Raw genomic sequence first — 21,536 nt, forward strand, 5'->3', positions numbered from 1 at the left:
TTGTGGTCATTGCATGAAGGGCCCCCACGACGGCTCGCGAACGGAGCCGCCCTGGACGGACAGGATCTGAGGCGGCGCGCTGCCGTCGGAGGGCACAGCTGCCAGCACGTTGCGACCACCCGACTGGGTAGCGTAGAGAAGGTACTGGCCGTTTGCCGCGAAGCTCGGCGATTCGTCGCGATTGGTATTCGTGATCGCGTTCGCCGCGCCGGTTTGCAGATCCTGAACGTACAGCTTGAAGCCCCCACCCGTGCGGGAGATGTAAGCGAGCAGCTTGCCGTCCGGGCTGATGCGCGGGCTCGTATTGTAGCTGCCGGTGAAGGTCACGCGTTGTGCGGCGCCGGCGCTTTCACCCTGCGCGGGCATCCGGTAGATCTGCGGCGCACCGCCGCGATCGCTCGTGAAGTAGATCCAGCGCCCGTCCGGCGAGTAGTAGGGCTCGGTGTCGATCGAGCTGCTCTGCGTGAGACGACGCAGGCCGCCGCCGTTCGCATTGACCGTATAGATTTGTGTATTGCCCGTCAGCGACAGCGCGACGGCGAGCGTGTTGCTGTCCGGCGACCACGCCGGCGCGCTGTTGTTGCCCTTCTGGTCGGAGACCATGTAGCGGCGGCCGGTCGGCAGGTCGTGGATGTAGACGATCGGCTTCTTGCGCTCGAACGATACGTACGCGACCTTCGTGCCGCTCGGCGACCACGCCGGCGAGATGATCGGCTCGGTGCTCGACAGCGCGATGCGCGCGTTCTGGCCGTCCGAATCCGAGATCTGCAGCTGGTAGCGGTTGCCCGTCTTGATCACGTACGACAGGCGCGTGGCGAACACGCCGCGCACGCCGAGCAGTTTCTGGTAGATGTAGTCGGCGATCTTGTGGCCGGCCGTGCGCAGTGTCGTGTCGGTGGCCGTCAGCGACAGGCCGCCGAGGCTTTGCTGCTTCACGGTGTCGTACAGGATGAAGTTCACCTTGTACTGGCCGTTCGCCTCGCGGTTCACGCTGCCGGCGACGAACGCGTTCGCGCCCTTGGCCTTCCATGCGCCGAGATCCACCGAAGCGGTCTCGGGCACGGGCGTGCTGCCCGCATCGATATTGGTGAATTTGCCGCTGCGCGCGAGGTCCGCGCGGACGATCGACGTGACCTGCTGCGGCAGGCCTGCCTCGTTCGCGAAGTTCGCGGTGGCAATGGGGAACTGGGTCGAACCGACGCCGGTGATCAGCACATTGACCTGCGCGTTAGCGGCGCCGCCGGCCGCAATCAGACACGAGGCCACGAGTGCCCTGAAACCTAGTTTCGTCATCAATCTCATGCTTCTGCTTCCCATGTGACTTGGATCGCTGCGCAACCGCAGAGACAGTAAAAATACCCGATTCGTTCCCGTCCGGCAGCGACGCACGGAGTGTAAGCGCATTTGCGCTCACTCCGCCGCCTTGAAGGTAATCGTAATGCTGGACGGCGTATGACCGTCAGTATCGGGGGGTAACGGAACCGACGCCTGAATCGCATTGACGACCGCCTGATCCCACCCCGAATTGCCGCTCGGCCGCGAGACCGAGACGCTCAGCAGGTCGCCCGAAGGCGTACAGCGGATCCTGACGATCGTCGTGAGCCCCGCGCGCTCGCCGCCCCAGACGATGTTCGGCTTCACGCGGCGGCGCACCTTGTCGGCATAGCCGGGCGATGCGGCATTGCCGCCGGAACCCGTGCCGGTGCCGCTTTTCGCGAGCCCTTGGCCGCCGCCTTCGCCGGCGCCCGCCAGGCCCTGCATCTGCGCGAGTCGCGCATTCCGTTCGCGGTCGAGCTTCGCCTTCGCTGCCGCATCGGCCTTCGCGTGCGCAGCCGCTTCGGCCTTCGCCTTGGCCTGGGCTTCCGCCTTCGCCTTCGCTGCCGCGTCGGCCTTGGCCTTCGCCGCCTCCTGGGCTTCCAGCTGCGCCTGCTTCTGTTGCTGCAGTTTCTGCTGCTGGAGCTTCTGCTGTTCGAGCTTCTGCTGCTCCACGAGCTGCTGTTGCTTGAGCTTGTCCGCCTGCTTCTGCTTGTCGCGCTCGGCGGCCTTCTGCGCGGCGAGCGCGGCGGCCTGCTGGGCTGCGAGCTGCTCGCGCCGGGTTTCCTCCTGCTGGGCCTTCAACTGCTGCGCGCGGCGCTGCTGCTCGAGCAGCGCTTCGCGCGCGGCCGCTTCCTGCTGTCGTTTCTTCTGCTGCAGCGCGATGTCCGCCTGCTCGTCCCGGACCGGGGGAGGGGGCGGCGCGAGCTTCGCGGGCGGCGTGGGCGTGACGACGGGGCGCGGCGCGGGGACGTCGGGCACCTCGGTCCACAGCTCGGCTTCGGCGCCGGCCGGCGTGCTGTTCTGCCACTGCACGCCGTGATAGAGGAACAGCGCGAGCAGCACGTGCATCAGCGCGGCGAGCGCGAACGCGCGCCAGGTGCCTCGCTCGCGAGGCGGCCGATACGGGTAGGCGTTGCTGCGCGTGGGTTGCTGCCGGTTCATTGCGATTTGACGAGGAGGCCGACGCGCTTGACGCCGCGCGCCTTCAGATCCGACATCACGGTCATGACCGCATCGTACTGCACGGTCTTGTCGGCCGCGATCACGACCGGCTGGTCGGGATGGTCGGCCTGCCGGGCCGACATGAAGCTGTCGAGCTCGGCCTTGGTCATCGTGTCTTCCTGCGTCGCGCCGGAGTCGCCCTTGTACTTGACGCTCATCGTGCGGTCGGCCTTGATGTTGACGACGACGGGCGGCGTCTGTTCCTGTGGCGCCGCATTGCCGACGGTCGGCAGATTGATGATCGACGGGGCCACGAGCGGTGCCGTGACCATGAAGATCACGAGCAGCACCAGCATCACGTCGATGTACGGCACGACGTTGATGTCGGCCATCGCACGGCGCGAGCGGCCGCCGCGCATGCTGGATCGAATGGGACTTCCTGCCATGGCGTGCTCCTTACTGGGCCTGACGCTGCAGGATGTTCGAGAACTCTTCGATGAAGGTCTCGAAGCGGATCGCGAGGCGGTCGATGTCGTGCGCGTAGCGGTTGTACGCGACCACCGCCGGAATCGCGGCGAACAGGCCGATCGCGGTGGCGACGAGCGCCTCGGCGATGCCCGGCGCGACGTTCGCGAGCGTGGCCTGCTGCACGTTCGCGAGGCCGCGGAACGAGTTCATGATCCCCCAGACGGTGCCGAACAGACCGATGTACGGGCTGACCGAGCCGACCGACGCGAGGAACGCGAGGTTCGCTTCGAGCACGTCCATTTCGCGCTGGAACGACGCGCGCATCGCGCGGCGCGCGCCGTCGAGCACGAGGCCAGGGTCGGTGAGGCGCTTTTCCTTCGCCTTCAGGAATTCACGCATCCCCGATTCGAAGATCCGCTCGAGCGCGCCGATCGTGTGGCGGTTGTTGGCCGCGCTCTGATACAGCGCCTGCAGGTCGCCGCCCGACCAGAAATCCCGTTCGAAGCGTTCGGTCTGCGCGCGTGCGCGGCGGATCGCGAACCACTTGCGGAAAATGAAGGTCCACGACATCAGCGACAGCAGCAACAGCAGCCCCATCACGGCCTGGGCCAGCACGCTCGCGTTGAGGACGAGGGAAATGATCGACAGGTCTTGAGAAGTGTTCATAGAGGTTTGAGTAACGTCCCATCGGGGGTGCCCGGCGAGGGGCGCACGGTATGCGTGCGGCGCGGCGCGCAGGTCAGGCCTGGCGCCGAACCTTGCTTAGTATCGATTCAGGAAGGCAAGTTCATAGGCTTTGTCTAAACGGGGCTCATGCGAGCTTCGTTGACAGTACAGTTTGCCCGGTGTCGGTGACGGGCCCGCGTTGCAGCGCGTCGAGCACGACCTGCGGGATCGCCGCGGGCCGGATGCCGGTGCGGTCAACGCAGCCGAGGCGAATGTGTCCGGTGACGAGCAGCGTGTCGCCACGCCAGGCTTCCTGGGTGAATTCCACCGATGCGCGGCCGATGCGGCCGGGCTGGCTCGTGACCGTCAGCGCGTCGTCGAGTCGCGCCGGCGCGCGGTAGTCGAGCGACGTACTGCGGACGATGAAGATCGCGCCCGTGTCGTCGGCGAGCCGACGCTGGTCGATGCCGCACGCGCGCAGCCATTCGGTGCGGGCGCGTTCGAAGAATTTCAGGTAGTTGGCATAGAAGACAATGCCGCCTGCGTCGGTATCCTCGTAGTACACGCGTACCGGCCAGGTGAAGCCGGAGGGCGCGTCCGGGGAGCGGGTAGGCTGAGTCATGGCGCGCATTCTACCGGAAGGGCAGGGACCGATTCGTAACCGATTCGTAACGGAATGTAGTACGCCGTAGCACGCCGCGGGCCGGCCGGAGCCGTGCCTGCGGCTGCGCTCGGACAGGTCAGCCGCGATGGATCGTGAGGCCGGCCGGGGCCTGGGCGACCGGCATCATCTCGATCGTGTTGATGTTGACGTGCGCGGGGCGCGTCGCGATCCAGTAGATCGTGTCGGCGATGTCCTCGGCCGTGAGCGGCTGGACGTTCTGGTAGACGTTGGCGGCCTTCGCATCGTCCCCACGGAAGCGGATGTTCGAGAATTCCGTGCCGCCGCAGAGGCCCGGCTCGATATCCGTCACGCGCAACGGCGTGCCGATCAGGTCGGCGCGCAGGTTCAGGCTGAATTGTCTGACGAAAGCCTTGGTCGCACCGTATACGTTCCCGCCCGGATACGGATAGGTGCCGGCCACCGAGCCGAGATTGAAGATGTGGCCGCGGCCTCGCGCGATCATCCCGGGCAGCAGCGCGTGCGTGACGGTCACGAGGCCCGAGCAGTTCGTGTCGATCATGGTCTGCCACTCGTCGAGGCTCGCCTTGTGCGCCGGCTCGACGCCGAGCGCGAGACCGGCGTTGTTGACGAGCACGTCCAGCGCGGCGAATTCGGCGGGAAGCGCGGCCGGCACGGCTTCGACGGCTGCGCGGTCGCGCACGTCGAGCTCGAACGGCAGCAGCGCGTCGCCGAGTTCGGCCGCGAGCGCATTGAGACGATCCTTGCGGCGCGCGGTTGCGACGACGCGGTGGCCGCCCTTGACGAAGGCACGGGCGATGGCGGCGCCGAAGCCGGCGGACGCGCCTGTGACGAACACGATCATTGCTGCTCCTGGTCGGTAACAAAGTAGCGGATAGTATCGCGCAAGCGTACTGAGATTGCCGCATCGCGGCAAGGCGCCAACGCATGGCGGCACGGGTGCGCGGAGTCCGGCCCTTATTATTTCGGGGCCACTGGCGTGCGGTTGCCTATTCATGACGCATCCAATACACTAACGCGCTCATCACCCCTGCGTGACTGGCGATAGAACCCTTCGGGTTCAAGGTGGAGCATCCCACCGTGAAGCGCGGGGCGCCGTTTTTGCCGTTCGCCTGGGCAGCCGTTGTGCGCCGTTGCGTGCATCGCCGGTGGCTGTCCTGCCTCGCGTCATACGGATTCTTCCGCCACGTCGAGCTGGTTCCGCCAGCAGCGCAATGTACTCGGCCGCACCGGTCAACCTGTACACACTTAACGGAAACCGTATGTTTGACAGAGCCCAAAGCACCATCGCGAACGTCGATCCCGAACTCTTTGCTGCGATCGAGCAGGAAAACCGCCGCCAGGAAGATCACATCGAGCTGATCGCGTCGGAAAACTACACGAGCCCGGCCGTGATGGCCGCCCAGGGCTCGCAGCTCACGAACAAGTACGCGGAAGGTTATCCGGGCAAGCGCTACTACGGCGGCTGTGAATACGTCGACGTGGTCGAGCAGCTGGCGATCGACCGTGTGAAGCAGCTGTTCGGCGCGGAAGCCGCGAACGTGCAGCCGAACTCGGGTTCGCAGGCGAACCAGGGCGTGTTCTTCGCGATGCTCAAGCCGGGCGACACGATCATGGGCATGAGCCTCGCGCACGGTGGTCACCTGACGCACGGCTCGCCGGTCAACATGTCGGGCAAGTGGTTCAACGTGGTGAGCTACGGGCTGAACGAGCAGGAAGACATCGACTACGACGCGGCCGAGCAGCTCGCACAGGAACACAAGCCGAAGCTGATCGTCGCGGGCGCATCGGCGTTCGCGCTGAAGATCGACTTCGAGCGTCTGGCGAAGATCGCGAAGTCGGTCGGTGCGTACCTGATGGTCGACATGGCGCACTACGCGGGCCTGATCGCGGCGGGCGTGTATCCGAACCCGGTGCCGCACGCCGACTTCGTGACGACGACGACGCACAAGAGCCTGCGCGGCCCGCGCGGCGGCGTGATCCTGATGAAATCGGAATACGAGAAGCCGATCAACTCGGCAATCTTCCCGGGCATCCAGGGTGGCCCGCTGATGCACGTGATCGCGGCGAAGGCCGTGGCATTCAAGGAAGCGCTGTCGCCGGAATTCAAGGCATACCAGGAAAAGGTGGTCGAGAACGCGCGCGTGCTGGCTGAAACGCTGGTCAAGCGCGGCCTGCGGATCGTGTCGGGCCGCACCGAAAGCCACGTGATGCTGGTGGACCTGCGCGCGAAGAACATCACGGGCAAGGCAGCGGAAGCAGCGCTCGGTGCCGCGCACATCACGGTGAACAAGAACGCGATCCCGAACGATCCGGAAAAGCCGTTCGTGACGAGCGGCATCCGTCTGGGTTCGCCGGCGATGACGACGCGCGGCTTCGGCCCGGCGGAAGCCGAGCAGGTCGGCAACCTGATCGCCGACGTGCTCGAGCACCCGGAAGATGCAGCGACGATCGAGCGCGTGCGCGCGCAAGTGGCCGAGCTGACCAAGCGTTTCCCGGTCTATCGCTGATCCCGCATGCGCTGCCCGTTCTGCCGGCATGAAGACACGCAGGTCGTCGACTCGCGCGTGTCCGAAGATGGCGCCGCCATTCGCCGGCGCCGTCGCTGCTCGGCTTGCGACAAGCGCTTCACGACGTACGAGCGGGTCGAGCTGAACCTGCCGGCCGTCGTGAAGAAGGACGGCAGCCGCACGGAATTCGACCGTCGCAAGATCGTCGCCAGCATGCAACTCGCGCTGCGCAAGCGGCCGGTTGCGGCTGACGCGATCGACGCGGCGGTCGCCCGCATCGAATACCAACTGCTCGCGACCGGCGAGCGGGAAGTGCGTAGCGAGAAGCTCGGCGAACTCGTGATGAACGAGTTGCGCGGTCTCGATACGATCGCCTATGTCCGTTTCGCATCGGTTTACCGCCGGTTCGAGGACGTTTCCGAATTTGCCGACGTGATCGAAGAGTTCCGTCGCGCGTCCCCCTCCAAGCCTTCGCGTAAGCGCTGACGCGCTGCGTCCGTTCATCGTCTTCTCCGTGGGTTCGATTCGCGCCGATTGTGTCGGCCGCGATCGCATGTCGCCAGTCGGCCGTTCGGCCAATGGCGCGCGTTCGCTCGCGTCGCTACAGTCGTCGCATCACGTTGACGGAGAGCGATGGCGATGGAACTGCACCGGCAGGTCGTCGAAAAAAGCATGCGCTGCTGCGGCGGCTTCACGCTCGTCGAGTTGATGGTCGCGATCGCGCTGGCGGCCTCGATCGGACTTTTCGCAGCACCCGCATTCAATCAATGGCACATGCGCGAACGCGTGGATGCCCGCTCACGCGCGCTGCTCGGTGCGCTGTCGTTCGCACGCACCGAGGCGACGCGTCTCGGCGTGCGCGTCACGCTGTGCAGGGCCGGGCGCGACGGCGACTGCATGCGTTCCGGCGAGCGCTGCGACCCGGCGGAATGGTCGTGCGGCTGGATCGTCAGCGGGCAGTTCGACGGACAGTCGCGCGTGTTGCGGCGTTATCCGCGCGATGCCGACATCGCCGTCGCGGGCACGGCGCACGACCTGGCGTTCGCGCCGCCGGCGGGCCAGGTGATCGGCGGGATCAGGCGTTTCGAATTGCGTCCGCAGCGCATGCTGTCCGGCGATGACGCACGCGTGTCGCGTTGTATCCGGATCGCGGCGGGCGGCCGGGCGCGCGTCGCCGCCGGGCGGTGCGACGCGGCATGACGCGCGTACGCCGATCGATGCGCGGCACGTCGCTGCTCGAAGCGGTGCTGGCCGTCGCGCTGCTCGCGGCCGTGATGCTGGCCGTGGCCGGCAGCCAGCTTGCGATGACGCGCGCGCAGCGGGCGACGATCTGGCGTGAACGCGCACTGTGGCTGGCCGATGCACGCATCGAGCGCGGGCGCGCAGCGGCAGGCGCTGACGACGGCATCGCGGCGCTCGCGGCCGCATCGTTGCCGGGCGGTGCGATGACGCTCGACCATGGGCCGGGCGGTGTCCGGTACGTGATTGTCGGCTGGCGCGGTGCCGGCGCGGCGGTGTCGACGCGATGCGAAGGCGCGGGGGCAACGGTGAAGCCGCCATCGTGCGTGCGGATTCCGTTTCGGGAGGTCGAGGTCGATGCCGTTGAACGCTGATCGCCGCAGCCGCGCGCATACGCTGCTCGAAGTGCTGATCGCGATGATCGTCGGTCTGCTCGTGCTGGCCGCGGCCGGTGCGCTGTATCACGCGCAGCGCGTCGCGCAGCGGCGGGCGGAAGACGGGTTCCGGATGCGCGATGCGGCCGCGACCGCACTGATGCTGATCGGCCAGCAGATCCAGATGGCCGGGTTTCGGCCGCTCGATGTCGAAGGCGCGTCGTCGTTGCCGCCGGTGTTCGGCTGTTCCGCGGGCCGCGTGCGAGGCGATGGCGCGCAGGTGCGCTGCGAAGCCGTGCGCGTAGCGTCGGATGCGGTGCTGGTCCGGTATGTCGGCGATGCCGTGTCGACGTGGCCGACCAGCAGCGCACAGGTGTCGGATTGTCTCGGGCAGGGTGTCGGCGCCCCGGGTGAGCGGCCGCTCGTGGAAAACCGTTTCGACGCGCATGTCAGCCCGTCGACGGGCGAGCCCGAACTGTACTGCGAGGGAAGCGGGCGCCCAGGCACGCCGCAACCCGTCGTGTCCGGGATCGACCAGCTGCGCGTGCGTTACCTGCGTCGCGACGGTGCGCAGTTCGTCGACGCGCAGGCGATGGGCACCGACGACTGGCGCGAAGTCGTCGCCGTGCAGGTGTGCGTGCGGGCGCGTGGCGAACCGATGCATGCGCCCGCGCGTCATGTCGATTGCGACGGCCGTACGGCCGTTGCGCCGGATGGTCGCGCGCATCTGGTGCTGCATCGAATCGTCGCGTTGCGAAATGCCGCGGTCGCATTCGCCGAGCCTGTCCGTGACGCGGCAACGGATCGTGAGGCGTTGCGATGATTCACGCAAACGGGTTCATCGGCGACCTTGCGATGCGAATCGCGGCCGGACATACGCGAAGGTGCGCCCTGGCGCCCTGCGGCATGCAGCGCGCGGCGGAGGCTTCATGTTGAGCGGCGGAGCGACGCGCGCACGCGCTCTGTCCGCCACTCGAAGCTGGCGTCGCGACGCGGGCCTTGCGCTGCCTGCCGTGATCGCGGTCAGTGCGGCGGTCGCCGCGCTGACCGGCACGTGGTTCGAATCCGCACTGACGGAATCGCGACGCACGCGGGCGTTGTCGGACCGGCTGATTGCATTCCACGCGGCCGATGCGGCACTGGCAGCCTGCACCGCGCGATTGCTCCGCGGCGGGGCGCCGTACCTGGACGAACCCGTATCATCCGCCGAGCCGGATGCATGGCGACGCACGCCTGCGCTGGGCGCCGCCGAAGCGTTCGCCCCGTTCGCGTCCTGGCCGATGGCGGCGCAGCCGCCGCGTTGCCTGATCGAAGCCTGGCGAGGCGTCGGTACGCAACGTAGTCGTGCGTATCTCGTCACCGCGCGCGGCGTCGGCGGCCATGCGTCGAGCGTGGTCTGGCTGCAGAGCCAGGTCGCGCTGCGCGACGGACGCATCGTTGCGCAGCGCTGGCGTCGCGTCGCGGCGGTGCATCGATGAAAGGGCCTGCGCTGATGCGCCGAGCGGCGGCATTCACGTTGCTTGAACTGATGATCGTGCTCGCGATCGTCGCCGTGCTGGCCGGGTGGGGCATCCCGTCGTATCGCGAGCATGTCGCGCGCATGCATCGCGCATCCGCGGTTGCCGCGCTGTACCGTGCGGCTCAATATCTCGAAATGCTCGACGGCCCGCCGCCGCAGACGTTGCCGGATACCTATGCGCAGGCGCCGCCGGACGGGCCGGCGGTCTATCGCGTCGCGCTGCGGCGATCGGTCGGTGACGATGCGCCGGTCGTCTATGAACTCGTTGCGAGTCCGCTTGATGCGGGCCCGATGCGCGACGACGCATGCGGTGCATTCACGCTGCGTTCGGACGGGACGAAAGGCAATGCGGGATCGAATGACGGCGAGGCCGATGCGCGGGAGCGCACCTGCTGGGGCGTGCGTTGATCACGCGGCAACGGATGGAAAGCGCACGGAAAACGCGCAACGGCGCGGGGCCGTGCGCGCTTGTCGTTACGTATCAGTCGTCGTTGACGGCCGTTGCGCGCTCGTCGCGCGACTGTTTCCAGATCCGGTAGACCTCCCACGCGGCGAAGCCGACGGTGCCCCACTTCAGCGCGGGGCCCGCGCTCGCGCGCAAAAGCGAGCGAACGGGTTTCGCCAGCACAAGCGATGCGAGCGAACTCAACATCGGATACTGGTTCACGAGGTGACCGAGGCTTGCGTTCAGGTTCTTGGCGGACTGGCTGAACTTGCCGCCCGACAGGCCTGGAATGAACACCTTGAGCCAGCTGAAGCGCGTGACGGCGTGGCGCACGTCGGCGGCGGCTTCGGCAAGCTCGAGCCGCTCGACCTCGGATCGCAGGATCAGCAATTCCTTGCGCAGCGCGCGATGCTGCGACGCGCTCCAGTGCGATCGCGACGAATGGGGGCGGGGTGAATGGCCCGTGACGTTCTGGCTCATGGCGCGTCGGCGAAGTAGGTGAGAGGGGCGAACACGACTGCGTTCACAACTTGCCGCGGAAAATTTCGCGGTCTTTCTCGAGCTCGGCGAGCGTGGACTCGAACACGGTCGGCGCTTCGCGCAGGCCCGAGCGCGCCTTCAGCCCACACACGAGGGCGGCGATCGTGTACAGCGCGGTAATGCCCGCGAGCGACTGCCAGCGATAGGTGTCCCAGAACGCGATCGCGACGAGCACGGTCAGGCTGATCAGCGCCATCGTCGCGAGCATCATGGCCGCGAGCCCGAGGAACAGCACGCCCATCAGGCGTTCCTTCTCCTCGGCGAGTTCGATGCCGACCAGTTCGAGGCGCGTTTGCAGGAGGCCGATCGCTGAGCCGACGAGGCGGCGCAGCGGTCCCTGGCCGGACGGCTGCGGGTGAGTGTCTGTCGTCATGGATAAGGCGCTTGCGCGCGCAGTGAGCGGCTAGGTCAAAGCCGGCCGGTGGCGAACCACCGGCTGGCTTCGGCACCCATGCGCCGCATCGTGCGACACATGGGTCGGAACGGCACTGAGCGCGTTACTTGCGGTTGATCAGCAGACCGATCAGCACACCGACGCCGGCGGCGACGCCGATCGACGTCCACGGATGCTCATGCACGTAATCGTCGGTCGCGCGGGCAGCCTTCTTGCCTTTCTCGACCACCACGACCTGAACGTCGGTTGCCTTTTCCTTAGCCTGCTTCAGACGCGACATGGCTTTCTCGCGCAGCTCGGCCGCACGGTCGCCCGTGCTGCTCGCTGCTTGCTTGAGCAGATCCTCGGCGTCCGCGAGAACGGTTTTGATATCCGACATCAGTTTCTCCTTGTTGATTTCCGACATTGCAACTCCCTTCGTGCTGTCATGCTGCAGGTTCACATCGTAGCGAAACCCCTGCCTGCTGGCGAGCCGGGAACACACACGGCGGCGGTGCAATACCGCATGTTAAACGACTCGTAATGTTTAACAGAGCCGCCAACCGTGCAAAAAGTTCTGTTGCCGCCGTCAGGCCTGCTCCGACGCAGGGTAAAAATGACAAAAAAGTATGAATATCGAACGGAATAATCGTTCGCACGACCCATTGCTTCCCGTAAGCTGACGGACTGTCCCGCGCCATCCGGCGCGCGGTTTCAACCAGCATCGTTCGAGGAGGGAACATCATGAGTCTGCGTCTTGGTGATATCGCACCGGATTTCGAGCAGGAATCGAGCCTGGGCCCGATCAAGTTTCATGAATGGCTGGGCAACAGCTGGGGCGTCCTGTTCTCGCACCCGGCCGACTACACGCCGGTGTGCACGACTGAGCTCGGGTTGACCTCGAAGCTGAAGGGCGAATTCGAGAAACGCAACGTGAAGGTGATCGCGCTGTCGGTCGACGGCGTCGAATCGCACAAAGGCTGGATCAACGACATCAACGAAACGCAGTCGACGGTCGTCGGTTTCCCGATCATTGCCGACGCGGACCGCAAGGTCTCGCAACTGTACGACATGATCCACCCGAACGCGAACGAGACGCTGACGGTGCGCTCGCTGTTCGTGATCGACCCGAACAAGAAGGTGCGGCTCACCATCACCTATCCGGCCAGCACCGGGCGCAACTTCGACGAAGTGCTGCGTGTGATCGACTCGCTGCAACTGACCGATAATTACAAAGTCGCGACGCCCGGCAACTGGAAGGACGGCGACGACGTCGTGATCGTGCCGTCGCTGCAGGATCCGGAAGAACTGAAGAAACGCTTCCCGAAGGGCTTCAACGCAGTGCGTCCGTACCTGCGCCTCACGCCGCAGCCGAACAAGTAAGCATCGGCTGACGTATCGGCCGCGCGTGACGAACGCACGCACCGATGAAAACGGCCAGCCCGGCAGCAATGCCGGGCGGGCCGTGTCGTTTCAGCGCATGCGGCGCGCGGGCGCCGCGGGTTGCGCGCGATTGATCAGAAGAATGCCTGGATGCCCGTCTGCGCGCGGCCGAGGATCAGCGCGTGGATGTCGTGCGTGCCTTCGTACGTGTTGACTACTTCGAGGTTCACGAGGTGGCGCGCGACGTCGAATTCGTCCGAGATGCCGTTGCCGCCGAGCATGTCGCGCGCGAGTCGCGCGATGTCGAGCGACTTGCCGCACGAGTTGCGCTTCATGATCGACGTGATCTCGACGGCCGCCGTGCCTTCGTCCTTCATCCGGCCCAGACGCAGCACGCCCTGCAGGCCGAGCGTGATTTCGGTCTGCATGTCGGCGAGCTTCTTCTGGATCAGCTGGTTCGCGGCGAGCGGCCGGCCGAACTGCTGACGGTCGAGCACGTACTGGCGCGCGGTGTGCCAGCAGGACTCGGCCGCGCCGAGCGCGCCCCAGGCGATCCCGTAGCGTGCCGAGTTCAGGCACGTGAACGGCCCGCGCAGGCCGCTCACGTTCGGCAGCAGGTTCTCTTCGGGCACGAACACTTCGTCGAGGACGATCTCGCCGGTGATCGACGCGCGCAGCCCGACCTTGCCGTGGATCGCGGGCGCCGACAGGCCCTTCCAGCCCTTCTCGAGGATGAAGCCGCGGATCGCGTCCTTGCCGTTTTCTTCCAGCTTCGCCCACACGACGAACACGTCGGCGATCGGGGAGTTGGTGATCCACATCTTCGCGCCGGACAGCGAATAGCCGCCGGGCACCTTCTTCGCGCGCGTGACCATGCCGCCCGGGTCGGAGCCGTGGTTCGGCTCGGTCAGCCCGAAGCAGCCGATCCATTCGCCGGTCGCGAGCTTCGGCAGGTATTTCTGCTTCTGCGCGTCAGAGCCGAATTCGAAGATCGGCACCATCACGAGCGACGACTGCACGGACATCATCGAGCGGTAGCCGGAGTCGACGCGCTCGACTTCGCGCGCGATCAGGCCGTAGCTGACGTAATTGAGGCCCGGGCCGCCGTATTCCTCCGGAATCGTCGGGCCGAGCAGGCCGACTTCACCCATTTCGCGGAAGATTTCGATGTCGGTGCGTTCATGCCGGAACGCCTCGGTGACGCGCGGCGCGAGCTTGTCCTGCGCGTATGCGTGCGCGGCATCGCGCACCATCCGCTCTTCTTCGGTCAGTTGCTGGTCGAGCAGCAGCGGATCGTCCCAATGAAAAGTTGCAGCGCTCATCGTGTCATCTCCTGTCGGGGCGCTTTGCCGCTGACTCTGCGCCCCATGCTTCGCGGTCGGTCAGAGTCGGCAGATTCAGCGCTTGCCTGATTCCATGCTTTGCGGTCGTCCCGGGTTGGCGCTTCGCCGCCTTGCCCGATGTCTAAAGTTCGCTTGACTAGAGTTCCGCTGTGCGGAACAATGTTTTGCAAAACGAACCCAGTGTAGCATCAGATGACGCTTTCAACCATCGACGAAACCACGATCGACGAGCGCAAGTTCGTCGTTGCGCTCGCGCGCGGGCTCGACCTGCTGCGCGCGTTCCGGCCCGGCGAGACGATGCTCGGCAATCGCGACTTCGCGGAGCGCACCGGGCTGCCGAAGGCGACGGTGAACCGGCTCGCCTACACGCTGACCGTGCTCGGCTACCTGCGCTACGACGAAACGCTCGGAAAGTATGCGCTCGACGCCGGCGTGCTGTCGCTCGGCTACGCGCTGCTGTCCGGCTCGGGGACGATCGATCTCGCACGGCCGCACATGCAGGCGCTCGCGCGCGAAATCGGCGCGGCCGTATCGCTCGGCTGCCGCGACGGGCTCGACATGATCTACCTGGAGACGATCCGCAGCGAAACCGCGCTGACGCTCGGGCTTGCGCCCGGCTCGCGGCTGTCGATGCTGACGAGCTCGATGGGCCGCGCGTACCTCGCCGTGCAGCCGGAGGACGTGCGCCGCGCGCTTTATGCGGACCTGCACCGGGCGGCCGGCGGCGCGGCCGATGCGGATGCGCTCGTCGCGGCCGCGCAGCATGCGGTGGCCGAGTTCTCCGATAGCGGATGCTGCTATTCGTTTCGTGCGTGGCACATGGACGTGAACGCGGCGGCCGTGCCGTTTCGCGAGCCGCGCGAGGGGCGCTGGCTGATCCTGAGCTGCAGCGGGCCTGCATCGTCGATGGACGAGGACGTGTTCCGCACGCAGGTCGGGCCGAAGCTGAAGGCGCTCGCGCAGCGGCTCGGGCAGACGGTCTGAGAGCGGCGCCGCGAGCCCGCGCGTTGCCGGGTTCCGCGGAACGGGGAAGCGCGCAGCCGCCGGTTGCACCGCGTGCGAACAGCGCTCATCATCGTTCGCCAGCTTCCCTACGACGACGAGGTTCGCGATGCCACACCCGGAAACGATGGAAGGCGGTTGCGCGTGCGGGGCGATCCGCTACCGGATCGCCGGCATTCCGGCCGACGCCGGTTTCTGCCATTGCCGGCTCTGCCAGCGCACGACGGGCGCGGCCGTCGTCGCGTCGGCATCGGTGCCGATCGACGCATTCGAATACCTGCAGGGGGAGCCGACGGTCTATGCGTCGAGCGCGTGGGGCGAGCGGCGCTTTTGCGGCCGCTGCGGCGCGCAGCTCGAGTACCGGCAGGCCGATGCACCGACGACCGTGGAAATCAACAGTGCGACGCTCGACGAGCCGTCGCGGCTGCGGCCCGCGTGGCACGTGTGGTACGGGGATCGTTTCCCGGGCGTCGAGATCGGCGACGATCTGCCCAAATACGACGACGGTGGAAGGGCGTAGGCGGCTGTCGGTATTGATGTGCCGGCGTCGCATCCCGCCAGCAAGCGCGTTCGACCTTTCCGTCTGAACGGACGCGAAAGCAGCCGGTAGCGGGCGACGTCGCACGCTGCGCCCCGATTCCCGAAGCAATACGGCATCGAGATCCGCCATCCCGCGCAGGCCCGTCGCCCGCCCGGTTCAGGCCGTGACGACCTTCGCGAACACCGGCCCCTGCATGAACCGCACGTCGTGCTGTCGCAGCAGCTCGCACTGCGTCTCGTCGACGACACCGTCGAAAATCAGCGGAATGCGCACGCGCTGCGCATACGCGACCAGTGCCTTCACCATCCCGTCACGCAGCGCGATGCCCGCATCCATCTTGATGTAGTCGGGCCGCGCCATCTCCGATTCGACCGCGAGGATCCGGCCCGGGTCGGGCAGCTTGTCCGCGACCTTGAAGCCGTGATGCTGGTAGCTGCGCGTCAGGTAGCCGAGGAAGGTCTTGTGCGCGACCGCGACCGCCGGCAACTCGATCACGATCCGCTCGGTCGGCAGCCCAAACCGCTGCAGCACCGACGAGAAATGCTTGCCGTGGTCGTACTTCACGCTCTTGAGCAGCCGCTCGTGCACGCGCAGGAACAGCAGGCCGTGGCGTTGCGCGCCGAAGAAATTGATCGCGTGCAGCGCGCGCGACAGCCGGTCGATCGCGACGAGCGCCTGGTCGTCGACGGCCGAGTCGACCGGGTCGTGCGGGGCGCCCGTGACCAGCGTGACGGCCTGGAAGCCGAGCTCGTCGCCGTAGCGCTCGATCGCATCCGTGAACGACGTCGACTGCGGTGCGCCGGGCATCGTCACGTCGTAGATGGGTTCGTAGGCGCTCGCGAGCGTGCGTTCCGGCAGATTCGCGCACGCGGTGCCGCCCTCGGCGAGCGCAAGGTGTTCCCGCAGATACGGTAGTTGCCCGGCACGGACGACCAGCTCGGGAATGTTGGGCGGAATCATCGGCGTAGGAAGGAAAAATGGCGGCCGAACGGGCCGCCTCATGTCTTGATATTAGCAGTGCGCGCCCGGCTCGGCTCGGCGTTTCGCTCATATGGTTATCCCGTCCCCGAGACGATGGCTAGGGTTTACGTTGATTTCACTATTCATAATTGGTTTTACTATTCGTAAATCCAAGGATTTGTCGCCGATCAAGAAAAGCGGCGTTCGGGCGTCCGGAACGGCGCCGTTTCCCGAATCGAATCAACAGGCAGCAAGGAGCGAGACGTGGCGGTTGACAGCAAGTGGGCGGAGCAGTGCGGGCCGCGGCAGCGGCAGCGACAGGCAAGAGACATGAGCGCAACGACGCGGCACGCGCGGGCGTGCGCACGGCAGGGTTGAGGAGCGGATGGCGACCATGAGCATCGATTACCAGACGCTGAAGTTCGAGTACCGGCCGCGCGCGGCGCGGGCCGCCGGCGATGACGCGCTCATCCACCCGGTGATCGTCGTCGGCGCGGGTCCGGTAGGCCTGTCGGCCGCGATCGACCTGGCGCAGCAGGGCGTGCCGGTCGTGTTGCTCGACGACGACGACACGCTGTCGACGGGCTCGCGCGCGATCTGCTTCGCGAAGCGCACGCTCGAGATCTTCGACCGGCTCGGCTGCGGCGAGCGCTTCGTCGAGAAGGGCGTGAGCTGGCACGTCGGCAAGGTGTTCCTGCAGGACGAGCAGCTGTACGCATTCGACCTGCTGCCCGAGGAAGGGCATGCGCGCCCCGCGTTCATCAACCTGCAGCAGTACTACGTCGAAGGCTATCTGGCCGAACGCGCGTTCGAACTGCCGAACCTGGAGATTCGCTGGAAGCACAAGGTGACGGGTGTCGCGCAGTCGGCGGAGCACGCCGCGCTGACCGTCGAGACGCCGGAAGGCATCGAGACGCTGCACGCGCGGTACGTGATCGCGGCCGACGGCTCGCGCAGCCCGATGCGCGCGGCGATGGGCCTCGAGAGCCGCGGCCGCACGTTCAAGGACCGCTTCCTGATCGCCGACGTGAAGATGAAGGCGGAATTCCCGACCGAGCGCTGGTTCTGGTTCGATCCGCCGTTTCACCGCAACCAGTCGGTGCTGCTGCACCGCCAGCCCGACAACGTGTGGCGCATCGACTTCCAGCTCGGCTGGGACGCCGATCCGGTCGCCGAGAAGCAGCCGGAGCGCGTGATTCCCCGCGTGCGTGCGCTGCTCGGGGCGGACGTCGAGTTCGAGCTCGAATGGGTGAGCGTCTATACGTTCCGCTGTCAGCGGATGGATACGTTCCGGCACGGCCGCGTGCTGTTCGCGGGCGATTCCGCGCACGGCGTGTCGCCGTTCGGCGCGCGCGGCGCGAACAGCGGCGTGCAGGACGCGGACAACCTCGCGTGGAAGCTGAAGCTCGTGCTCGACGGCCGCGCGGACGATCGCCTGCTCGACTCCTATGCGAGCGAGCGCGAGTTCGCGGCCGACGAGAACATCCGCAATTCGACGCGCTCGACCGACTTCATCACGCCGAAGAGCGCGGTGTCGCGCGTGTTCCGCGACGCGACGCTGAAGCTCGCACGCGACTGCGAATTCGCGCGCAAGCTCGTGAACAGCGGCCGCCTGTCGGTGCCGGCCGTGCTGGCCGATTCGCCGCTGAACACGCCGGACCGCAACGGCGACGCGTTCGCGTGTGCGATGCGCCCGGGGGCCGCGGCGGCCGATGCGCCGGTGCGCGCGCAGGGGGCGTCGGGCTGGCTGCTGCAGCATCTGGGCGATGGCTTCGCGGGCGTGCTGTTCGGGCTGCCGGCGGACGCGGCCGCGCTCGTGCAGGCGCTGGACGGCCTCGCACTGCCGGTGCGGCCGATGCTGGTCGTGCCGGCCGGGCATGCGCAACCGGTGGCCGGGGTCGACGTCGTGGAGGACGTCGACGGCTTCGTCGCGCAGCGCTACGACGCGCAGCCCGGCACGTTCTACCTGCTGCGCCCCGACCAGCACGTCTGCGCGCGGATGCGCACGCTCGAGCGCCAGGCGATCGCCGACGCACTGGCGCGCGCGACCTGCGCACGCTGAACCCCGTATCGACACGACAACGACACCGGAGACACCCGTCATGCCCCGACTCGACACCCGCCCGCGCCTGGCCGATCCGGACGCGTTCTACGAAGCGCTGATCGACATGCATCGCGACCTGTCGGACGCCGACAGCCAGCTCGTCAACGCGAAGCTGATCCTGCTGCTCGCGAACCATATCGGCGACGCCGACGTGCTGCGCGAAGCGATGGCGCTCGCGCGCCAGGGCGTGACGCCCGCCGTGCATCCGACCGCCGAGGCCGCGCAATGAGCGCGGCGCCGGCCGACGCGCGCGTGCTCGAAGTCGAGCGCGTGATCGACGAGACCCATCGTCCGGGCTTTCACTGGATGCTGCTCGCGCTGTGCGGGCTGTGCCTCGTGATCGACGGCTTCGATGCGCAGGCGATGGGGTATGTCGCGCCCAGCGTGATCGCCGAATGGGGCGTGCCGAAGCAGGCGCTCGGTCCGGTGTTCAGCGCGAGCCTGTTCGGGATGCTGCTCGGCGCGCTCGGGCTGTCGGTGCTCGCCGACCGGATCGGGCGGCGCCCGGTGCTGATCGGCTCGACGCTGTTCTTCGCGGTGACGATGCTCGCGACGCCGTTCGCGGGCTCGATCCCGGTGCTGATGGCGCTGCGCTTTGTCACGGGCCTCGGCCTCGGCTGCATCATGCCGAACGCGATGGCGCTGGTCGGCGAGTTCAGCCCGGCGGCGCATCGTGTGAAGCGGATGATGATCGTGTCGTGCGGCTTCACGCTCGGCGCCGCGATCGGCGGCTTCATCAGCGCCGCGCTGATTCCGGCGCTCGGCTGGCGCTCGGTGTTCTTCGTCGGCGGCGCGGTGCCGCTGGTGCTGACGATCGCGATGCTCGCGCGGCTGCCCGAGTCGCTGCAGTTCCTGGTGCTGAAAGGACGCGACGCGCAGGCACGCGACTGGCTCGCGCGATTCGCGCCGCAGGCCGGCATCGACGCGAACACGCGTCTCGTCGTGCGCGAGCGCGCAGTGAGCGGCGCGCCGGTCGCCGAGCTGTTCCGTCATGGCCGCCTGCCGGTCACGCTGCTGCTGTGGGCGATCAGCTTCATGAACCTGATCGACCTGTACTTCCTGTCGAACTGGCTGCCGACCGTCATGCGCGACGCGGGCTATTCGCCGGGCACGGCGGTGATCGTCGGCACGGTGCTGCAGACGGGCGGCGTGATCGGCACGCTGTCGCTCGGCTGGTTCATCGAACGCCACGGCTTCGTGCGCGTGCTGTTCGCGTGCTTCGCGTGCGCGGCCGTCTCGGTCGGCCTGATCGGCTCGGTCGCGCATGCGCTGCCGTGGCTGCTGATCGTCGTGTTCGCGGGCGGATTCTGCGTGGTCGGCGGGCAGCCGGCCGTGAACGCGCTCGCGGGCCAGTATTACCCGACTTCGCTGCGCTCGACGGGCATCGGCTGGAGCCTCGGCATCGGCCGGATCGGCTCGGTGCTCGGGCCGCTCGTCGGCGGACAACTGATTGCGCTCAACTGGACACACGGCGCGCTGTTCCACGCGGCCGCGGTGCCCGTGCTGTGCTCGGCGCTGTTCGTGCTGGGGCTGGCCGGCGTAACGCGGCGCAGCGGTGCGCAGGCGCCGAACGCCGCCATGAATTGATGGAGAAAGGAAACGATGACGCTTGACCTGTCGAAACCGGCAACCGCCGGCTACCTGAGCGGATTCGCGAACGAATTCGCGACCGAGGCGCTGCCCGGCGCGCTGCCGCACGGCCGCAATTCGCCGCAGCGCGCGCCGTACGGCTTGTATGCGGAGCAGTTGTCGGGCACCGCATTTACCGCGCCGCGCGGCCATAACCGCCGCTCGTGGCTGTACCGGATCCGGCCGGCGGCCGTGCACCGGCCGTTCGAGCCGTTCACGGGCCCGCAGCGGCTCGTGTCGGAATTCGGCGATTCGGCCGACGTGCCGCCGACGCCGCCGAACCAGCTGCGCTGGGATCCGCTGCCGATGCCGGTCGAGCCGACCGATTTCGTCGAAGGGCTCGTGACGATGGCCGGCAACGGCTCGGCGGCCGCGATGAACGGCTGCGCGATCCACCTGTATGCGGCGAACCGCTCCATGCAGGACCGTTTCTTCTACAGCGCCGACGGCGAACTGCTGATCGTGCCGCAGCAGGGGCGGCTCTTCATCGCGACCGAATTCGGCTGGCTCGACGTCGAGCCGTTCGAGATCGCGGTGATCCCGCGCGGCGTGCGTTTTTCCGTCGCGCTGCCGGACGGTGACGCGCGCGGTTACATCTGCGAGAACTTCGGCGCGCTGCTGCGCCTGCCGGACCTCGGCCCGATCGGCTCGAACGGGCTCGCGAATCCGCGGGATTTCCTGACGCCGCAGGCCGCGTACGAGGATCGCGAAGGCGCGTTCGAGCTGGTCGCGAAGCTGAACGGGCGCCTCTGGCGCGCGGACATCGGCCATTCGCCGTTCGACGTCGTCGCGTGGCACGGCAACTACGCGCCGTACAAATACGACCTGCGCCTGTTCAACACGATCGGCTCGATCAGCTTCGACCATCCGGATCCGTCGATCTTCCTCGTGCTGCAGTCGCAGAGCGACACGCCGGGCGTCGACACGATCGACTTCGTGATCTTCCCGCCGCGCTGGCTCGCGGCCGAGGATACGTTCCGCCCGCCGTGGTTCCATCGTAATGTCGCGAGCGAGTTCATGGGGCTCGTGCACGGCGCGTACGACGCGAAGGCCGAGGGCTTCGTGCCGGGCGGCGCGAGCCTGCACAACTGCATGTCGGGTCACGGACCCGACGCGGACACGTTCGAGAAGGCGTCGGCGGGCGACACGACGAAGCCGCACAAGGTCGACGCGACGATGGCGTTCATGTTCGAAACCCGCACGCTGATCCGTCCGACGCGCTACGCGCTCGACACCGCGCAGCTGCAGGCCGACTACTTCGAATGCTGGCAAGGCATCAGGAAACACTTCAATCCGGAGCAACGTTGACGTCCTCGCCT

The 21,536-nt window shown here is 67.1% G+C and carries 25 protein-coding genes and 1 riboswitch; of the genes, 14 read left to right on the forward strand and 11 right to left on the reverse strand.

Going from position 1 to position 21,536, the window contains the following annotated elements; all coding sequences use genetic code 11:
* Nucleotides 1-6: 6 nt before the first annotated feature.
* The 6 genes from tolB to F3J14_RS06855 form a co-directional block, all read right to left on the reverse strand.
* Nucleotides 7-1,302: a Tol-Pal system beta propeller repeat protein TolB gene (tolB, locus tag F3J14_RS06830; RefSeq protein ID WP_006753269.1), complete on the reverse strand. Its 1,296-nt coding sequence runs from the start codon at nucleotides 1,300-1,302 to the stop codon at nucleotides 7-9.
* Between the two features lie 108 nt (nucleotides 1,303-1,410).
* Nucleotides 1,411-2,478 carry a cell envelope integrity protein TolA gene (gene tolA, locus F3J14_RS06835; RefSeq protein ID WP_166722353.1) on the reverse strand — a complete coding sequence of 356 codons (1,068 nt, stop codon included), beginning with the start codon at nucleotides 2,476-2,478 and terminating at the stop codon, nucleotides 1,411-1,413.
* Nucleotides 2,475-2,924: a protein TolR gene (gene tolR, locus F3J14_RS06840; protein WP_006753267.1), complete on the reverse strand. Its 450-nt coding sequence runs from the start codon at nucleotides 2,922-2,924 to the stop codon at nucleotides 2,475-2,477. Before tolR ends, tolA begins: the two co-directional genes overlap by 4 nt.
* A 10-nt stretch (nucleotides 2,925-2,934) precedes the next feature.
* Complete coding sequence (tolQ, locus tag F3J14_RS06845; RefSeq protein ID WP_006753266.1) at nucleotides 2,935-3,612, reverse strand: protein TolQ; 678 nt, start codon at nucleotides 3,610-3,612, stop codon at nucleotides 2,935-2,937.
* Nucleotides 3,613-3,757: 145 nt separating this feature from the next.
* Complete coding sequence (gene ybgC, locus F3J14_RS06850) at nucleotides 3,758-4,243, reverse strand: tol-pal system-associated acyl-CoA thioesterase (protein WP_166722354.1); 486 nt, start codon at nucleotides 4,241-4,243, stop codon at nucleotides 3,758-3,760.
* A 109-nt stretch (nucleotides 4,244-4,352) separates the two neighbouring features.
* Nucleotides 4,353-5,099, reverse strand: a complete 747-nt coding sequence (locus F3J14_RS06855; RefSeq protein WP_166722355.1) for an SDR family NAD(P)-dependent oxidoreductase — start codon at nucleotides 5,097-5,099, stop codon at nucleotides 4,353-4,355.
* A 180-nt stretch (nucleotides 5,100-5,279) separates the two neighbouring features.
* Nucleotides 5,280-5,380, forward strand: a riboswitch (ZMP/ZTP riboswitch).
* A gap of 137 nt (nucleotides 5,381-5,517) precedes the next feature.
* On the opposite strand from F3J14_RS06855, the gene glyA reads away from it, so the two are divergent.
* The 7 genes from glyA (at nucleotide 5,518) to F3J14_RS06895 (ending at nucleotide 10,305) form a co-directional block, all read left to right on the forward strand.
* On the forward strand, nucleotides 5,518-6,765 hold the full coding sequence (gene glyA, locus F3J14_RS06865) for a serine hydroxymethyltransferase (RefSeq protein WP_166722356.1): 1,248 nt from the start codon (nucleotides 5,518-5,520) through the stop codon (nucleotides 6,763-6,765).
* A gap of 6 nt (nucleotides 6,766-6,771) precedes the next feature.
* Nucleotides 6,772-7,251 carry a transcriptional regulator NrdR gene (gene nrdR, locus F3J14_RS06870; protein ID WP_006754597.1) on the forward strand — a complete coding sequence of 160 codons (480 nt, stop codon included), beginning with the start codon at nucleotides 6,772-6,774 and terminating at the stop codon, nucleotides 7,249-7,251.
* Between the two features lie 153 nt (nucleotides 7,252-7,404).
* Nucleotides 7,405-7,965: a GspH/FimT family pseudopilin gene (locus tag F3J14_RS06875; RefSeq protein ID WP_166722357.1), complete on the forward strand. Its 561-nt coding sequence runs from the start codon at nucleotides 7,405-7,407 to the stop codon at nucleotides 7,963-7,965.
* Complete coding sequence (locus tag F3J14_RS06880; protein ID WP_166722358.1) at nucleotides 7,962-8,378, forward strand: hypothetical protein; 417 nt, start codon at nucleotides 7,962-7,964, stop codon at nucleotides 8,376-8,378. Before F3J14_RS06875 ends, F3J14_RS06880 begins: the two co-directional genes overlap by 4 nt.
* Nucleotides 8,362-9,201 (forward strand): PilW family protein, encoded by an 840-nt coding sequence (locus F3J14_RS06885; RefSeq protein ID WP_166722359.1) that lies wholly within the window; start codon nucleotides 8,362-8,364, stop codon nucleotides 9,199-9,201. Before F3J14_RS06880 ends, F3J14_RS06885 begins: the two co-directional genes overlap by 17 nt.
* A gap of 106 nt (nucleotides 9,202-9,307) precedes the next feature.
* The gene (locus tag F3J14_RS06890) at nucleotides 9,308-9,856 is read left to right on the forward strand and encodes a pilus assembly protein (protein WP_168736139.1); all 549 of its coding nucleotides are present in this window, start codon (nucleotides 9,308-9,310) and stop codon (nucleotides 9,854-9,856) included.
* Nucleotides 9,853-10,305 carry a type IV pilin protein gene (locus tag F3J14_RS06895; RefSeq protein WP_166722360.1) on the forward strand — a complete coding sequence of 151 codons (453 nt, stop codon included), beginning with the start codon at nucleotides 9,853-9,855 and terminating at the stop codon, nucleotides 10,303-10,305. The genes F3J14_RS06890 and F3J14_RS06895 overlap by 4 nt, the downstream gene beginning before the upstream one ends.
* A gap of 73 nt (nucleotides 10,306-10,378) precedes the next feature.
* Here the strand turns inward: F3J14_RS06895 and F3J14_RS06900 are convergent, their stop codons facing one another.
* The 3 genes from F3J14_RS06900 to F3J14_RS06910 all read right to left on the reverse strand — a co-directional run bounded on the left by F3J14_RS06900 (nucleotide 10,379) and on the right by F3J14_RS06910 (nucleotide 11,682).
* Nucleotides 10,379-10,822: a DUF3318 domain-containing protein gene (locus F3J14_RS06900; RefSeq protein WP_166722361.1), complete on the reverse strand. Its 444-nt coding sequence runs from the start codon at nucleotides 10,820-10,822 to the stop codon at nucleotides 10,379-10,381.
* Nucleotides 10,823-10,865: 43 nt separating this feature from the next.
* A complete protein-coding gene (locus F3J14_RS06905) occupies nucleotides 10,866-11,255 on the reverse strand; it encodes a phage holin family protein (protein ID WP_166722362.1) in 390 nt (129 codons plus the stop codon).
* Nucleotides 11,256-11,379: 124 nt separating this feature from the next.
* The gene (locus F3J14_RS06910) at nucleotides 11,380-11,682 is read right to left on the reverse strand and encodes a YqjD family protein (protein ID WP_006754606.1); all 303 of its coding nucleotides are present in this window, start codon (nucleotides 11,680-11,682) and stop codon (nucleotides 11,380-11,382) included.
* Between the two features lie 317 nt (nucleotides 11,683-11,999).
* On the opposite strand from F3J14_RS06910, the gene F3J14_RS06915 reads away from it, so the two are divergent.
* A complete protein-coding gene (locus tag F3J14_RS06915) occupies nucleotides 12,000-12,638 on the forward strand; it encodes a peroxiredoxin (protein ID WP_069225201.1) in 639 nt (212 codons plus the stop codon).
* A 134-nt stretch (nucleotides 12,639-12,772) separates the two neighbouring features.
* Here F3J14_RS06915 and F3J14_RS06920 read toward each other — a convergent pair whose 3' ends face one another.
* A complete protein-coding gene (locus tag F3J14_RS06920; protein WP_166722363.1) occupies nucleotides 12,773-13,960 on the reverse strand; it encodes an acyl-CoA dehydrogenase in 1,188 nt (395 codons plus the stop codon).
* Between the two features lie 213 nt (nucleotides 13,961-14,173).
* On the opposite strand from F3J14_RS06920, the gene F3J14_RS06925 reads away from it, so the two are divergent.
* On the forward strand, nucleotides 14,174-14,965 hold the full coding sequence (locus F3J14_RS06925) for an IclR family transcriptional regulator (protein WP_166722364.1): 792 nt from the start codon (nucleotides 14,174-14,176) through the stop codon (nucleotides 14,963-14,965).
* A 127-nt stretch (nucleotides 14,966-15,092) separates the two neighbouring features.
* Nucleotides 15,093-15,503 (forward strand): GFA family protein, encoded by a 411-nt coding sequence (locus tag F3J14_RS06930; RefSeq protein WP_166722365.1) that lies wholly within the window; start codon nucleotides 15,093-15,095, stop codon nucleotides 15,501-15,503.
* Between the two features lie 177 nt (nucleotides 15,504-15,680).
* Here the strand turns inward: F3J14_RS06930 and F3J14_RS06935 are convergent, their stop codons facing one another.
* Complete coding sequence (locus F3J14_RS06935) at nucleotides 15,681-16,484, reverse strand: EAL domain-containing protein (protein WP_006754611.1); 804 nt, start codon at nucleotides 16,482-16,484, stop codon at nucleotides 15,681-15,683.
* 385 nt (nucleotides 16,485-16,869) lie between these two features.
* On the opposite strand from F3J14_RS06935, the gene F3J14_RS06940 reads away from it, so the two are divergent.
* Genes F3J14_RS06940 through hmgA form a run of 4 tightly spaced genes read left to right on the forward strand, consistent with a single transcriptional unit; the run spans nucleotide 16,870 to nucleotide 21,525 of the window.
* Nucleotides 16,870-18,546, forward strand: a complete 1,677-nt coding sequence (locus tag F3J14_RS06940; RefSeq protein ID WP_166722366.1) for an FAD-dependent oxidoreductase — start codon at nucleotides 16,870-16,872, stop codon at nucleotides 18,544-18,546.
* A gap of 40 nt (nucleotides 18,547-18,586) precedes the next feature.
* Nucleotides 18,587-18,817, forward strand: coding sequence for a DUF2783 domain-containing protein (locus tag F3J14_RS06945; RefSeq protein ID WP_166722367.1), 231 nt, complete (start codon nucleotides 18,587-18,589; stop codon nucleotides 18,815-18,817).
* Nucleotides 18,814-20,175 carry an MFS transporter gene (locus F3J14_RS06950; protein WP_166722368.1) on the forward strand — a complete coding sequence of 454 codons (1,362 nt, stop codon included), beginning with the start codon at nucleotides 18,814-18,816 and terminating at the stop codon, nucleotides 20,173-20,175. Before F3J14_RS06945 ends, F3J14_RS06950 begins: the two co-directional genes overlap by 4 nt.
* A gap of 15 nt (nucleotides 20,176-20,190) precedes the next feature.
* The gene (gene hmgA / locus F3J14_RS06955) at nucleotides 20,191-21,525 is read left to right on the forward strand and encodes a homogentisate 1,2-dioxygenase (protein ID WP_166722369.1); all 1,335 of its coding nucleotides are present in this window, start codon (nucleotides 20,191-20,193) and stop codon (nucleotides 21,523-21,525) included.
* The last annotated feature ends 11 nt before the right edge of the window (nucleotides 21,526-21,536 follow it).

The organism is Burkholderia sp. Tr-862 (assembly GCF_011753085.1).
Lineage (GTDB): Bacteria > Pseudomonadota > Gammaproteobacteria > Burkholderiales > Burkholderiaceae > Burkholderia > Burkholderia ambifaria.